Here is a 14,645-nt window from a genome sequence, read left to right as displayed (position 1 = left end):
GGATTATAGCCCGATTAGCCGTATTTGGGAACAATGGTACTTGTCGTCTCAATTGCTATATCCTGAAAGTGTGATGCTTGTTCTACCTGGACAATCCCCCGTTTCACCAATTCCAGCATTCCAAGAAAACTTACGATAATGTTAACTTTTTCTTTTTTATCTTTTACAAAATGTTGGAAACTGGTTTTGAGGGCACTCTGAACTCGGGTGGCCAAGCTTTCAATCGCCTCCTCTAGACTAAGCACTTTCTGGACTATTACTTCTGGAAGCTTTTCTACTTTTGGTAAATTAGCGATTACGCGCTCCAGAGCCAACTTCAAATTGGCTAGGTTTAAATCGCGACTCGGCGAGAAGACGGACACAATTTCTTTGCCTGGTTCTCGGGCAAAGATGATTTTCTTACCATAATTTACTTTGATATTTTCACTTAATTTTTTTATTTCCTGATAGAGTTGCAGACGTTTCTCTAGATCTTCCATGCTTCCCTTCTCTTCTTCGGTCACCTGAAGCTTGGGTAGAAGGGAGATGGACTTAATTAACATAAGGGTGGAGGCGACAAGAATAAAATTAGCCATCTGTTCTTTATTTCCATTCTCGATTTTTCCCAAGTGGGTCACAAAATCATCTGCCACCGCCGCCAGTGAGACTTGCGAAATATGGAGTTTTTTTTCCTCAATCAACCGCAATAAGACCTCGATTGGTCCCTCAAAGTCGACTAGTTTAATTTGGAAATTTTCGGGCATTTTACCCTCTAATTTTAGCATGCCTCTAGTGGCATTGACAAATGTTAATAAGTCTTGCTATAATCCGACCGGACTGCCAATAGTGGCCTTAAGGTAGCAGTCTTGGGATGCGCGGCCTGAAACCGCCATTCCAAAAAAACAAGTGGGCCAAAACGAGGTGAATGATGTTAGATCTTCGACAAATGCATAGGGATTCCGAGATCCCCCAATGCCTAAGGAGAAACTGGGAGTTGCAAACTGATGTCGATCCGATGAGAGCAGCGATGAAAGAAGAATTCTCTCATGAGCGATTGGGAGCAAAGTTTATTTTCCTGTTTGCATTGGGAATAATCTTTGCTGTCACCATGACGACTGAAGTACAAAAGCTCAATTCATCCGCCGGTCTCACGATTTTCCTGGCGGTAATCATTGTGCTAATGTCAAAGCTAATTAGTGGAGGTGCAACTCACTCAGAAAAAGCCAGTGCGAAAGGATTCGCTAAGGCACTGGAGACATTCAGCGGACATAGCTCTATCGGGCTATGCAACATGTCTAGTGCCTCCCGTAAGGATTTGGTGAGTTGATGCCGAGAAGATACTTTTCGATCTCGCTCAGACGATCATAGACCACCAGAACAAGGGGGAGATTACTCAAGCGGAATTGTTTAGGCGCAATGTATTTTCTCCTGCCCACGAAGCGATGCATCAACTCGGCTTAGTTGAAGAGAACTGTGATCGATTTTTCCAGAAACACCATTTCCCAGAAATAGAAATCGACGATAGCGGGTGTCCGTCAGTGTAATTGATCTTTGTCTGTAAATAAAACGCCTATCACTTAATCGTGGTAGGCGTTTTTTTATTTTCAGTATTTAGGGGTTCAGACGTTTAACGTCTCGTGGTAAGTAGGTGGCTTCTCGGACATTGGGCAGATCTAAGAGTTTCATAATCAGTCGTCCCGGGCCGATACCAGCCCCACCGTGTGGCGGACAACCGTATCTAAAAAAGTTTAAATAATCGTTTAGCGGTTCTAATTTCATCCCTTTCGCAACGGCTTGTTTCTCTAAAATGGCCAGACGATGCTCTCTCTGTGCCAGAGTCGTTACTTCAATCCCCCGGAAAAGTAGGTCGGCACGTTTGCTTCGAGTATTATCGTCCTCATGTCTCATGTGATAGAAGGCGCTTTTAGATTCATGATAATCGGTAACAAAAACGAACTCATGATTCATCTTCCTTTTTACATATTCCGACAATGCTCTCTCTTCTTCTGGCGAGAGGTCATGTTCTTCACCACCAAAAACACCAGCTTTGGTTAAGATTTCTTTTGCCTCCACCATTGTGATCCGTGGAAATGGTCGTGCGGGAATCGTCAAGTCTAGTTCTGGGAATTTTTGTGCCACAGCCTTAAAGCCAGAAATAATGAGCCCCTCCTCAAGATCCATGACATCATGATGGGAATCGATATAGGACATCTCAAAGTCCCAACCGGTAAACTCGGTAAGGTGGCGAGTAGTGAAGGATGGCTCCGCGCGGAAAACCGGACCAACCATAAACACTCTTTCTAGGCCAGCGGCCATCGCCATTTGTTTATAAAATTGAGGTGATTGAGCCAGATAGGCCTTGCGGTCAAAATAATTGATCTCGAAGACTTCCGCGCCACTCTCACTTGGTGTATTCATGAGAGAAGGGGTGTAAATTTGTCGGAAATTATTTTCCAACCAGAAATCACGAAAACCTCTTTCCATTTCCGTCCAAACTTCGAATATTTCCGCCTTCTTCGGTTGGCGCAAATCGAGCCAACGATAATCAAATCGCAGTGGCGCTTCAGCTTCGTCGTCATAATTAGTTTGGATAATCGGAATTGGCGATGTTTCGGCTTCGCTCAATACCCGCATCTGACTTACTTGAACCTCGATTTCGCCATTCTTCTCGTCTTTATTGATAAGTTTTTCTGGGCGTTTCTGGACTACGCCGTCTACCTCTACAACCCATTCCGGTCGCACCTCTTGGGCGACAAGGTAGGCTTCCACGGTGGGTAGTATCACCATTTGTACTTTGCCAGTTACATCTCGCAAATCGATGAAAACGAGCTTACCATGATCGCGTCGCACATCCACCCAGCCGGCCATTTTGACCTCCTTTCCGACCTCACTTGATAAGTCTTTAAGACAAATTCGATTTTTCATTTTCCGTCAGTTTAGCACGATTATTTTGATTTGTAAGCGTCCAAGAGGTTAAGAAAAAGTGACACGACCGTCATCGGACCCACTCCACCCGGGACAGGTGAAATGGCGGACACAATTTCTCTAACTGAAACCTGATCCACATCGCCAAGCAACTTTCCCTCCCCCGTCGAAGAAAGACCGACATCAATCACGACCTGCCCTGGCTTAACGTAATTTTCTTTAATCAAGTGAGGTGAGCCGGCGGCAACAACCAAAATATCCGCCCGTCTTGTTTCGTCTGCCAAATTTTGAGTCTGACGATGGCAGATTGTGACCGTCGCACCCCGGGAAAGAAGAGCACGGGCAATAGGTTTACCCACTAAAGTAGACCTCCCAACCACCACGACTCTCTTACCGGAAATTTTAATTTGGTAGTGATCCAAAAGCGACAAAATTCCACGAGCGGTAGCGGGAGTAAAAATGCTCCCCACCCGCAGACCGTCTACGTCTTTCTCGGGGGCAATCTCCTCCACAATTTTTGACTTATCTAATTTGTTTGGGAGAGGAAGCTGAACAATAATTCCACCAACATCATTATTATGATTAAGTTTATCAATTTCCGAAAGTAGTTCGTCTTGGTAAGAATCCTCCGAAAACCTAAGATGATCCACCCTCACTCCAATCTTATTGGCGAATGCGATTTTACGTTTGATATAAAGACTAGAAGTAGCCAAATCCCCGACCTGAATAATCGCCAACCCTGGTTCTATCTTTAACCTCTTAATCTCCAGACTTAGTTCAGCGGCGATTTTTTCTGACACCATGCGGCCATCAAGAGTAGTTAACATGTTTTGTTTTCTAGAAACTAACACCGACACTTTTCCTCATCTCGGCCATTTTTGCTGAAGCAATTTCTCGAGCTGAATTCGCTCCGTTTGCGAGAATATCGGACAAACTTTTTTCGTCCTTGATTAAGAAATCGTATTTTTCCCTCATTGGCGCCAAGTAAGCGTTCATATTTTTTGCTAAAATCTCCTTTGATTCCTTATATCCAATTTTCCCTTCCACATACCGCTTCTTAAGTTCTGCCAAATCAGCCTGACTAAAAAGTTTATGTAGTGCAAAAACACCACATTCCTCTGGATTTTTGGGTTCTTCTTCTCCTTTTGAATCAGTTTTCATACTCATAACCAACTGCTTCAATTCGCGCTCCGTAGCAAATAAGGGAATCGTATTGTGATAACTTTTACTCATTTTCTGGCCGTCTAAACCAACTACGGTTTTCACATTTTCTAGAATCAGTGGCTCTGGTAACTTGAATACCTCACCATAAACACGATTAAACTTCTCGGCCATGTCGCGAGCGATCTCTAAATGTTGTTTCTGATCTTGGCCAACGGGAACAACATCCGGTGAATAAAGTAAAATATCCGCGGCCATTAAGATTGGGTAGGTAAAGAGACCGGTGTTTACTTCTTTGTTTTTAGTCTCAGCATCTTTGAAGGCGTGGGAACGCATAAGATACGGCATCGTGGTAAGACAACTGAAAATCCAAGCGGCCTGAGTGTGCTCTAGAATATCAGATTGCTTGAAAAGTGTGACCTTCTCCGGGTCGAGACCAATTGCCAAATAGGCCGCCGTGAGTTCTAGAATATTCTTTCGTAGTTCTGCTGGATCATGGAGTGTGGTGAGGGCGTGGAGATCGGCGATCATAATTAGGGCACGATAATCATTCTGAAAATCGACAAATTGTTTCAGTGCGCCGAAGTAGTTACCGATGTGTACGGTACCAGAAGGTTTAACACCAGACAGTAATATTTTTTTATCCCCAGACATGATTCTCTACTTTACCACGTTTATTTTAATTTTAACATGAAAGATAACGGGTTTAATTTTGGGGTCTCGGTTCTTCTAAGGCAGATTGTTTTGATCTAATTTCTAAACTTCATAGACAACACTATCTTTTTAAAAATCATAATTCTACGTAAAAAGTGCTCCCCTTCCCCGGTCCTGGTGATTCAGCCCAAATTTTACCATTGTGTGCTTCCACAATTTGTTTGGCCACATAGAGACCGAGTCCTGTGCCAATGATATTAATCTTACCCGCGTCCGTGGCTCTAATAAACTTCTCAAATAACTTGGCGTGCGCTCCTGGGGTAAGCCCAACACCCGTATCGGTAATTGCAAGTCTCACCTTCCCGATGCCAATTGGTCGAGAAAGTGCAATGGTAATTGATCCCTCCTTGGTGTACTTCGTTGCGTTGTCGATTAGATTACCAATCACCTGAGCAATTTTTCCACTATCAGCGGTAACCACGAAACTCAAACCAGCGGGAATTTCTACGTCAAGCACTAGACCCCTCTTCTCAATCTGCGGACCAAGTTCCTTCACCGCTGTCTCTACCAAGGCTTTCATATCCGTTGGACCCATTTCATACTTCATTTTACCTAACTCAATTCTGGTTATGTTCAAGAAATCCTCAATAACTGTGACGAGTTTCTGGCTAGACTGGAAGATTATATCGACCGCCCCACGAACCTTCTCACCAATATCACCAAAGGAATGCTCTAAAATTAAAGAGGAATAACCTTTGATTGCCGTCAACGGTGCACGTAATTGATGCGACGCAATTGATAAAAATTCCGTCTTCTGTTTATCTAGTTCCTTCAGTCTTTCATTAGCAATGGTTAGTTCTTCTGCAAGTATTTCAATTTTTTCTCGTTGCTCCACTTCTCGACGAACACTTTTGATCAGCAGAATACCAAAAATTAAAACCAAAACAAAAACGCCGCTCCGGAAAATTATCTGCGCTAGATCATCGGAAAAAAGAACCTCGACAAAAGTAACGACCGAAAGAATAAAGGTGAGAATTTCTGTCGTGACGACCTTGATATTGAGCAAGCCGTGTTTGATGATAGCGTAGGAAACAAAAGCGACAAAAGGAAAGACAAAAAGTGCCCCAAGTGGTATAAATCCTGGTCTATCGAAGAAGGCTGGCAAAATAAAATTAAATGTAAAAATAAGTGCAAAAGTAAAAATAAGCCCCACCAATACAAGCCGGTTCTGTTTTCTCTCGATTCCCCTCGCTTTAATCGTTTTTCTAATAAAGTTAAATAACCCACCAAGTATAAAGAGCGAGATCAGTATCCCAAAAACAACAATCCCTTGACCGTTTTGTATTTTCACAATGCGGCCGATTTCAGAAACAGTCAAAATGTTTGAGAAAACGAGTGGAGTGAGGGTCAAGATGGAGACAAAGAGTGAGGTCGAAAAAAGAGTCGGGAGAAGATACTTTGGCCAGATCACAGATTTATTTGGAAAAACATACGACAAAATAAAAAATGACAGGGCATGCCAAGTGGCCACAAAAAGAACCGCTCTCAGAAGCCAGAAAGAAATGTACGGATCTCTGATCTGATAGTAAGAATAATTAATCGTGCTCCACAAGACGGTTACCAACGAAAAAAACAAAAACGCCCTATTCGTTACACTCTTTCTGTCGCTAAAGAAAACTGAAAAGCCGAGAACTAGAATACCAGCTACCGTTATACCCACAGAAAGCAGATCAAAATTAGTGAAGATTTCCATTCACGAACAATTCTAGCAGACTTTTTGGTTTTTGTTAGATAAAGTGAGGGGACATCCTAAACGAGTGGGCGGTTGGGTCTTGGGCGTATCCGATTCGCAGAACCATCATCATGTTGCTGTCCCGAGGTAAACCGAACTCTCTCTGAACCTGGTTATGGGCATCTTTTGCCATTTGAACATGTCTCATACTAAATCCTTGAGTATCACCAGACATGAAACGACGTCCCATAAACAAAATACCCGTTACGGGCTGGACACTTAACCCCCCCGCAACAGCGGTCAGCCAAATCCTTTGCGTAAGACGACCAGAATTTACAAAGTCGACCGGCAGATTTCCTTTTGTGGAAACTAAAATGAATGCTGAGGATCTAGCATAAATCTTAGCATTTCCATAACTAGCCATCCTCGAAAAACCAAAGAGATTAGCCAATCTAGTCCACGGCCAAAAACGTAAAATTTTAAATAAAAACAACGCAATCACGGGAATCTCTAGGGTTTTTACAAACAGACCGGGTTTCCCTACTTTGTTATCATCCTCAGACCACAGAAGATCTCCAAAAAAAAGCCGGTGGAGACCCTTATTTTCGAGTGCAATTCTTTCCATGACACTAAGAGCAGAAGAGATTTTCCTTAGTTTAGAATCCTCCTCAACAATTATCAAATCGTCTTGATTTGTGCCGGACTCTAACAGCTTACCAAATGTCACAGCATCTATTTTACGTTCCTCATACGGTCGCCGATTTGTATGTCTTTCCTTTATATACCCCCTCAGTGGATTCCGAACCACTTGAGATTTGGTAAAGATTACTTCGGAAACGAGATTCTCTTCGCTACTGTCTGGGAAAATCCTGACATCAGTGGTATAGCCAAATTCCCCAGCCAAGATCGTGATATTTTCGATTAAAGCACCATGTGCAATATATGAGCCACTTTTTTTAAAATTGAGAATTGGGTTGTCCCGATCTGGAAGATTAAAAATCTTGACAGAGAGTTCCCCAATCACAAACCTCCATGGCTGGGAATTGTCGCCAGATGGGGCCCAAACCGCTTCAGAAACGATCTTCTTCAGATCATCCATAGATAGATTCTATTCCAGTCCAATTATCTTGGCAAACTGGGATCGATTAGCATCTCGTCTCCCCTGATTCTCGGGTAGATCGTAGTCGGGATCAAAAATTTTATCTAGGTTTACTTCCAGCTTTCCAGACCGAAGTGATTCCCCTAGAGCTAACCGCTTCGTGATATACGCCAGCGATACTCCCGCCAAGGTGGCGGCATCACCAAGTTGGGGCCAAGAATAGAGCGTCTTACCAACACCAAGCAGAGAATCCAACATTCGTGGCATCACCATATCCTTTCCGGCAATTTTTGTTGCCAGTTTTGGAAGATCCGCTGGTTTTATTTTCTGAAATTCTTCCAAGTCTATATGTCCAGCGATCCCATTAAAGAGCTCCAAATTTTTCTCCAAATCAAAACGTTCGATATCAACAATCACGTTGTCACCATTATCAGTTGCCATTATTACGGGGATACCACGTTTTCTGGCTTCTAAGCGCAGGCGTATTTTCATTTCTAAATTATCAACCTCCTCCACCAATAAATCTACGCCCTCCAAAAACTGGTCAATATTTCCTGTTGTCACACCGACAGAATAACGATGGTAGTCACCATAGGGATTCATCTGCCAGAGAGTATTTACCACAAGATCAACCTTCTTATCACCAATGGTAGTAAAATCATAACGCAAACGATTAAGATTGGAGGGTCCCAAGACATCTGGGTCAGCAAGTTTCATCATCTTTGGTCCACCCATCATCCCCATTGTCAACGCTGGATGACTGCCAACGCTTAAACCAGCAATTGCTACTCGGTAATTATAAAACTTCTTTTGCTCATCTTCTGTGATAATATTTCTATTCCTCGCTGTGCGAACCTCCTGGTGTTCTTGATCGGGTAAATAATGAACCAAAAGACCATTCCAAGGAAAGAAAAACCACTCTCCAACATCAATTATATTTTTGCCAGCAAGATAATCTGAAACAAATTCGTCCAACTCCTCTTTGTAATCAACCATAAACTTAGTGTGCGGCGTTCGGATTGTAAATAGATCGTCCAACAGTACCTCATATTGGTCGATAACCCTAGTTGGATTTAATCGAGTCTTAAATTCTTCGAAATTATCACATGCCCGATCTAGTTTAATTGGATTCATATTTTTTAGTTGCCCTTTACCCACTTTTGTTTGATCCCAACCTTAAAGTATTTCTGATCCTCATACGGCCAAAAAACAACCTTAGGCCATGAGCGCCGTCCCAGCATTTTGTGCAACTCGCGGAATTCAGAATTTTTATTCTCTAGTTGAAGGACGATGGCTCTCAGCAACGCTCTTCTTATTATATCCGTAATCTTCTTGTTTTTGCGTAATTCAATGTGTATAAGTAAATATTGGTCTTGCTTTCGATTGAACCTGGTTTCTAACATAAACTTGCCCGTGCAGTAATTAACAAAGGGTTGTTGCAAAAATATTTCCCGCAATGGTTCTGGATAAACCTGAAGACCATAAAGTGTGGTGGACATGTCTGCTCTTTCGTACACATACACAAAGGGTAAATGTTGAATAAAATCAACCTTTTGCCCCAAATCCGTCAATTTTTTTTCCAACATTTCTGCAGAATAGGTCCCCCCATGATCACCGATGGCGTAACGAATCAGGGGAATTGAGTTGTCACCAGTTATTAGAATATCGCCGTTCTGGGTTGTATCAAAAGAAATATGGTCTGGAATATACTGACACAGGGTCGGTGTCTTATTGATTTCCCCAAAGAGCTCCTTAAATATGTCCGGCCTCTTTACGGTGCTTTCGCGAATAGTAATCGATAGCTGTGTTTCTATGGCCATCGTACCCAAATCGGCCGTACCATAGATATTAGTAACTCCTGTCTTGTGGTCGGCGCCCGATTTTTTTATAAGGTAACGTCGGAATTTCTCATCAAAGGGTTCTGCGGCGCATAGAACCCTTAAACCAATTTTTTTTAAGTTTATCCCCCTTTCCTCCGATTCATCAACGATGTCTTTGATAAATGGCGGATATCCCACTAGAATTGTCTGGGCATAGAAAGGCGAAAGATTTTTAAGAGCTCTAAATATCTCTTCCTTGTTAATGCCGGGTGTAATGAGAGAAAGGTTGTGTCCACGTTCTTTCATTAGTCTAAACGCTTGATAAGTGATTATGCCCCCAATCCAAACCCCCATACCAAAACAGACAATGACAAGCGTCGGGCCATTGCTTTTTTGCCCAAAAGAATAGTACATCTCGTGAAGAATTGAAGACTGCCAATCTAACCGGAAAGAACGGTGAAAATAGACAGGATTACCAGTCGAACCGGATGTCGAGGTATAGACAAGAGGATGATCTAGCGTCCCGCCCCAACTCAAATCGGGCAGAGAATATTTCCGAAGATAGTTGTCTTTCGTCACGTGGGGTAAAATTTCTAGATCCTCGAATTCCTTAACCTTATTGGGGTCAATTTTGTGTTTCCTGAGGAAATCCTTATAAGCTGGGACCTCTCGCGAAGCTTGATGAAAAAGTGACAGGGAGCGTTGTTTTCGAATCCGTTCCCAGTAAGACGACTTCTTAGTTTTGATTGCTCTCAAAATAGAGCCTGATTTACGGTTGACCATATGTTAGAATGGAGTGATTATATAGTAGAAAGATGTTGCTGTAAATGCTTAAACTAGACCTCAACGAAAAACCGGTGAAAATAGCGCCAGGCTATGATTATGCTCGTAAAGAAGATTATGCCCGAGCGAAAAAAGCTATAGCAAACTACGCAGCTGTAGCGCCAAACAACCTACTAATCACTAATGGCTCCTATCACGCCCTGGACTTAATTTTCTCTTTTTTATTCCGAGAAAAAGAACAAATTCTATTACCGGTCCCGACATTTGTCTTTTATGACAAATTTGAGTTAAGCCGTAAACTCATCTTCAAGAAGTTGCCCTATTCCAAATCGTTCTCAAGTCAAACAATAATAAAACATCTCAAGTCTGGTAGGAACCGTGGTTTGTACATCTCTAACCCCAATAATCCAATCGGTTACGCTTTTTCTCATTCAGAGCTCGACTCTATTTTACTATGTGCAAGTAGAAACAAGACCCTAACCATTGTTGACGAGGCATATTTTGAATTTTACGGCATAACGATAAAATCGTTGATCAAGAAATATCCCGAACTAATAATCCTAAGAACACTCTCGAAGGCGTTTGGACTGGCGGGAGCCCGTTTTGGCTACGTTATCGCCCACGAGAAAATGATAGAAAAGCTAGAAAAATTAAAGGGGCCACCATATATTGTGAGCCATCTTGCGTTGAAAGCCGGAATAGATTCTCTTGGACGCGTTGGGATTAAAAAAATGAACCAATACGTTAGGGAGAACCAGAGAGTGAGATCCGAGTTAGAAATTTTTCTTCAAAAACAAAAAATAGAATATTTCTCAAGTCAGACTAATTTCCTGACCCTAGGTGTCAATGATACTAAGAAATTTTTTGAATCCTTAAAGCGAAGAAATATTCTCCTGAAAGATCTCGCTGACTATCCTGACGGCAAAAATTGTCTAAAAAGTCATGTTCGCGTCACTATTCCTCCGTCAAATAAGTTAAAGCTGATAAAAGACTCACTAAACTCCCTCTTCCCTTAATTCCTCAATTAACGTTCTCGCTTTTTTTGAAAGTTTTACGGGCGTTTTTATAACTACACGGACAAGTAAATCTCCACGACGACCACCAGTATTTGGCACACCTTTCCCGGGTACTCGAATAATCTCCCCAAAGGCGACCCCAGCCGGCACCCTTACTTTAATTTCACCATCGAGCGCTGTAATTGAGTATTCGTGCCCGAGCAGCGCGTCAGAAAGTTTGACCGATAAATCCATCATCAAGTTTTGCCCATCACGTTTGAAAGTTGGGTGTTTCTCCACATGAACACGAACATAAAGATCGCCAGCCACTCCCCGAGCAATAGCTTCACCCTTGGCGGCCAATCTAATCATCTCTCCGTTCTCGATCCCCGACGGAATCACAATTTTGATTTCCTCGGTTTTTTTCAATGTGCCACGACCGGAACAAGTACTACACGGTTTTTCTGGCACTTGCCCCAAGCCACCACATTGCTCACACTCGCGAGCAGTTGTGAATGTCCCGATAAGAGATCGTCGCGTCTCGTGAAGTTTACCCTTGCCACCACATTTAGCACACGACTTTTGACTCGAACCAGGCGCGGCACCAGAGCCACTGCAAATCTCGCAGACACCAACCTTGGTTAATAAAACATTCCTCTCGGTACCAAACACCGATTCAGGAAAGGAGATCTGAATATCGACAGATATGTCACGACCACGTTTTTTCTGAACACCACGATTACCCTGGCCACCGAAAAAATCACCGAAAATGTCACCAAGATCAAATTGGAAATCCGCGCCATTCGCACCAGTAAAGTTACTGAAATCAAAACCGAAACCTTCTGTGCCACCGCCAAAACCACCCTGAGCACCTGTAGTACCATAAGCATCGTACTGACGTCTTTTTTGCTCGTCGGAGAGTGTTTGATAAGCTTCGCTAGCCTCCTTAAATTTCTCCTCATCACCCCCCTTTTTATCTGGATGGTACTTGTGTGCCAGCTTATGGAACGCTTTCTTTATTTCTTCCTTAGAGGCACCACGCTGTACCCCAAGAATATTATAATAATCTTTAGCCATTCTTTTGTTCTGGTTCTTCTGACGGTGGTGGTGGAGTTTGGGTTTGTTTGCTTAGCTCCGCGCCAATTTTCTGTGCAGAACTTGATAATGCGTCCACTGCCTGTTTGATTTCAGACAAGTTGTTACTGGTTTTTGCCGTTTTAAGAGCCCCGATTTTTTCTTCCACCTCCTTCACCAATTCGGCGGACAGTTTTCCCTCAGCGTCTTTTAGAGCCTTCTCCGACATATGAATCACTTGATCTGCAAGATTCTGTGTGTCAATCAATTCTTTCTTCTGTTTATCTTCTTCGGCGTGAAGTTCAGCATCTTTTTTCATTTTCTCAATGTCAGCATCAGTCAAACCAGAGCGCGCCTCAATTCTGATAGATTGTTCCTTACCTGTAGATTTATCCTTAGCCTTCACGCTTAAAATTCCATTGGCATCAATGTCAAAAGTTACCTCAATCTGGGGCAAACCACGACCAGCTGGAGCAATGCTGTCCAAAACAAAGCGACCAAGAGACTTGTTGTCAGAGGCAAGTGGCCGCTCGCCTTGTGTAATATGGATCTCCACACTGGTTTGGTTGTCCGCAGCGGTAGAAAAAATTTGAGAACGAGAAGTGGGAATCGTTGTATTTCGCTCAATAATCTTGGTACTTACGCCCCCTAAAGTCTCGATTCCAAGACTAAGAGGTATCACATCAAGCAATAAAACATCCTTAACATCTCCCTGAAAAATCCCCGCTTGAATCGCCGCTCCAACCGCCACCACCTCATCTGGATTGATGGAACGATTCGGCTCTTTACCGAATAATTTCTTAACCTCCGCAATAATTGCCGGCATCCTCGTCTGACCACCCACGAGAATAACCTCGTCAATGTCGGTAAATTTGTAACCCGAGGCTTCGACGGCCCGCTTGGTAATCATGATGGAGCGATCAATATATTCCCGCGCCAAATCTTCGAGTCTGGAGCGACTCATTTTGATTAAAAGATGTTTGGGTCCAGAAGCGTCAGAGGTAATGAACGGCAGATTAATTTCTGTTTCATTAAGGGTGGACAGCTCATGTTTTGCTTTCTCTGCGGCTTCCTTCAACCGCTGGAGAGCTAACTCATCTTTTATTACATCAATCCCACTCTCCTTTTTGTACTCTGCGGCAATCCATTGAACAATCTTCTGATCAATGTCCTCTCCGCCCATGTGAGAATCACCGTCCGTCGATTTAACAACAATACTCTGATCACCCTCCGCGCCAGTAATTTCCAAAACAGAGATGTCGAATGTACCGCCACCAAAGTCATAAACAACGATTTGTTCGTCTTTACGTTTATTGAAACCATAAGCCAACGCCGCCGCGGTCGGTTCATTGATAATTCGGCGAACCTTGAAACCAGCGATTTCCCCAGCATCACGTGTCGCCTTCCGTTGAGAATCATCAAAATAGGCTGGTACAGTAATCACCGCCTCTTCAATCTTCTCACCCAGATGCGCTTCCGCATCCTTCTTTAATTTTTGTAAAATGAGGGCCGAAATCTCTTCTGGACGATTAAACTTATCGCCCAATTTAACCTTTACCCCACCATCTTCCGAACGTTCAATCGCATAAGGTACTGTCCCACGATCACGTTGGATATTAGCGTCCTCGAACTTGTGTCCCATCATTCTTTTTACGCCAAAGATTGTATTTTTGGGATTCGTCACAGCCTGACGCTTCGCCAGAAGCCCCACCAATCGCTCACCAGACTTTGAAAGCGCAACGATTGAGGGGGTCGTTCGCGCCCCGTCGTTATTTTCAATAATTTTTGGCTCCCCGCCCTCGATATAAGCCATGGCGGAGTTAGTGGTACCAAGATCAATGCCTAAAATTTTTGCCATAATTTATATTTTAAAAACTAATAATTAAACTTTATGCCCCACCTTCACACTTGCTGGCCGAACCACCCTACCGTTAAGACGGTAACCCTTCTGCGACACTTCCAGCACGATATTATCTTCCTCTTCTTTATTTGTGTCAACTGTAGCAATTGCCTGGGACTCAGACGGATTGAAGGTTTGCCGGAGAGGATCAATTATCTCTACGCCATTTTGTTTGAGGATTGCTACGAACTTGCTGGCGATCTGTTCTGTACCGGGGAACCAAGCTGTCGCCTGATCCAGATTGTCCATCAGATCAATCAGTTCTAAAAGCAAATTCTCATTAGCAAATTTGATCGTCTGGATTCTTTCTTGCTCACTGTTGCGTTTCAGATTTATATAGTCTGCTCGTAAGCGTTGACTAGTTTCTAGATACTCCTGTTTCTCGCTCTGACATTGTTTCAATTTAGCGCGCATTTTCTTCAACACCTCTTCTGGGGGCGTATCTTCCGCTTCAACCTCAAATTCTAATTCTCGTTCTTTATCCTTCATCTTTAACTAAAGTCATTCTCTATCTCTTTTGCTT

The 14,645-nt window shown here is 43.0% G+C and carries 13 protein-coding genes; 2 read left to right on the top strand and 11 right to left on the bottom strand.

The genetic code is table 11. The annotated features are described in order from the left end of the window. Positions 1-14 precede the first annotated feature (14 nt). Positions 15-743 (bottom strand): segregation/condensation protein A, encoded by a 729-nt coding sequence (locus tag IT398_02640; protein ID MCC6290938.1) that lies wholly within the window; start codon positions 741-743, stop codon positions 15-17. A gap of 263 nt (positions 744-1,006) precedes the next feature. Here IT398_02640 and IT398_02635 point away from each other — a divergent pair, with 263 nt between their 5' ends. Continuing rightward, on the top strand, positions 1,007-1,306 hold the full coding sequence (locus IT398_02635; protein ID MCC6290937.1) for a hypothetical protein: 300 nt from the start codon (positions 1,007-1,009) through the stop codon (positions 1,304-1,306). A 284-nt stretch (positions 1,307-1,590) separates the two neighbouring features. Here the strand turns inward: IT398_02635 and aspS are convergent, their stop codons facing one another. The 7 genes from aspS to IT398_02600 form a co-directional block, all read right to left on the bottom strand. Then, positions 1,591-2,904 carry an aspartate--tRNA(Asn) ligase gene (gene aspS, locus IT398_02630; protein ID MCC6290936.1) on the bottom strand — a complete coding sequence of 438 codons (1,314 nt, stop codon included), beginning with the start codon at positions 2,902-2,904 and terminating at the stop codon, positions 1,591-1,593. Between the two features lie 20 nt (positions 2,905-2,924). Beyond that, entirely contained in the window at positions 2,925-3,731 is an 807-nt protein-coding gene (locus IT398_02625) for a bifunctional 5,10-methylenetetrahydrofolate dehydrogenase/5,10-methenyltetrahydrofolate cyclohydrolase (protein ID MCC6290935.1), read from the bottom strand. 10 nt (positions 3,732-3,741) lie between these two features. Continuing rightward, a complete protein-coding gene (trpS, locus tag IT398_02620; protein ID MCC6290934.1) occupies positions 3,742-4,719 on the bottom strand; it encodes a tryptophan--tRNA ligase in 978 nt (325 codons plus the stop codon). A 136-nt stretch (positions 4,720-4,855) separates the two neighbouring features. Beyond that, positions 4,856-6,472, bottom strand: coding sequence for a hypothetical protein (locus tag IT398_02615; protein ID MCC6290933.1), 1,617 nt, complete (start codon positions 6,470-6,472; stop codon positions 4,856-4,858). Positions 6,473-6,506: 34 nt separating this feature from the next. Next, positions 6,507-7,550 carry a nitroreductase family protein gene (locus tag IT398_02610; GenBank protein ID MCC6290932.1) on the bottom strand — a complete coding sequence of 348 codons (1,044 nt, stop codon included), beginning with the start codon at positions 7,548-7,550 and terminating at the stop codon, positions 6,507-6,509. 9 nt (positions 7,551-7,559) lie between these two features. Next, on the bottom strand, positions 7,560-8,684 hold the full coding sequence (locus tag IT398_02605; protein MCC6290931.1) for a ThiF family adenylyltransferase: 1,125 nt from the start codon (positions 8,682-8,684) through the stop codon (positions 7,560-7,562). Between the two features lie 5 nt (positions 8,685-8,689). Then, positions 8,690-10,153, bottom strand: a complete 1,464-nt coding sequence (locus IT398_02600; protein MCC6290930.1) for a phenylacetate--CoA ligase family protein — start codon at positions 10,151-10,153, stop codon at positions 8,690-8,692. A 44-nt stretch (positions 10,154-10,197) separates the two neighbouring features. Between IT398_02600 and IT398_02595 the strand changes: the two genes are divergently transcribed. Then, the gene (locus tag IT398_02595; GenBank protein MCC6290929.1) at positions 10,198-11,169 is read left to right on the top strand and encodes a histidinol-phosphate aminotransferase family protein; all 972 of its coding nucleotides are present in this window, start codon (positions 10,198-10,200) and stop codon (positions 11,167-11,169) included. On the opposite strand, the gene dnaJ is transcribed toward IT398_02595, so the two are convergent. From dnaJ to IT398_02580, 3 genes are read right to left on the bottom strand one after another with little or no spacing between them, the layout of a single operon-like run. Continuing rightward, entirely contained in the window at positions 11,149-12,225 is a 1,077-nt protein-coding gene (dnaJ, locus tag IT398_02590; GenBank protein MCC6290928.1) for a molecular chaperone DnaJ, read from the bottom strand. The two genes, IT398_02595 and dnaJ, sit on opposite strands and share 21 nt — an antisense overlap. Beyond that, positions 12,218-14,080 (bottom strand): molecular chaperone DnaK, encoded by a 1,863-nt coding sequence (gene dnaK, locus IT398_02585; GenBank protein ID MCC6290927.1) that lies wholly within the window; start codon positions 14,078-14,080, stop codon positions 12,218-12,220. The genes dnaJ and dnaK overlap by 8 nt, the downstream gene beginning before the upstream one ends. Before the next feature lie 24 nt (positions 14,081-14,104). Further along, entirely contained in the window at positions 14,105-14,611 is a 507-nt protein-coding gene (locus IT398_02580; GenBank protein MCC6290926.1) for a nucleotide exchange factor GrpE, read from the bottom strand. Between the last annotated feature and the right edge of the window lie 34 nt (positions 14,612-14,645).

The organism is Candidatus Nomurabacteria bacterium (assembly GCA_020847275.1).
Taxonomy (GTDB): domain Bacteria; phylum Patescibacteriota; class Minisyncoccia; order Phycocordibacterales; family JACOZG01; genus JADLCI01.
This window is presented reverse-complemented; position numbering and strand designations above follow the sequence as displayed.

Coding starts and splice junctions, on each gene's coding strand:
- aspS (MCC6290936.1), bottom strand. CDS start 2,904: ATGAAAAATCGAATTTGTCTTAAAGACTTATCAAGTGAGGTCGGAAAG.
- dnaK (MCC6290927.1), bottom strand. CDS start 14,080: ATGGCAAAAATTTTAGGCATTGATCTTGGTACCACTAACTCCGCCATG.
- IT398_02615 (MCC6290933.1), bottom strand. CDS start 6,472: ATGGAAATCTTCACTAATTTTGATCTGCTTTCTGTGGGTATAACGGTA.
- IT398_02635 (MCC6290937.1), top strand. CDS start 1,007: ATGAAAGAAGAATTCTCTCATGAGCGATTGGGAGCAAAGTTTATTTTC.
- IT398_02580 (MCC6290926.1), bottom strand. CDS start 14,611: ATGAAGGATAAAGAACGAGAATTAGAATTTGAGGTTGAAGCGGAAGAT.
- IT398_02605 (MCC6290931.1), bottom strand. CDS start 8,684: ATGAATCCAATTAAACTAGATCGGGCATGTGATAATTTCGAAGAATTT.
- IT398_02595 (MCC6290929.1), top strand. CDS start 10,198: ATGCTTAAACTAGACCTCAACGAAAAACCGGTGAAAATAGCGCCAGGC.
- IT398_02610 (MCC6290932.1), bottom strand. CDS start 7,550: ATGGATGATCTGAAGAAGATCGTTTCTGAAGCGGTTTGGGCCCCATCT.
- IT398_02625 (MCC6290935.1), bottom strand. CDS start 3,731: ATGTTAACTACTCTTGATGGCCGCATGGTGTCAGAAAAAATCGCCGCT.
- IT398_02600 (MCC6290930.1), bottom strand. CDS start 10,153: ATGGTCAACCGTAAATCAGGCTCTATTTTGAGAGCAATCAAAACTAAG.
- dnaJ (MCC6290928.1), bottom strand. CDS start 12,225: ATGGCTAAAGATTATTATAATATTCTTGGGGTACAGCGTGGTGCCTCT.
- IT398_02640 (MCC6290938.1), bottom strand. CDS start 743: ATGCCCGAAAATTTCCAAATTAAACTAGTCGACTTTGAGGGACCAATC.
- trpS (MCC6290934.1), bottom strand. CDS start 4,719: ATGTCTGGGGATAAAAAAATATTACTGTCTGGTGTTAAACCTTCTGGT.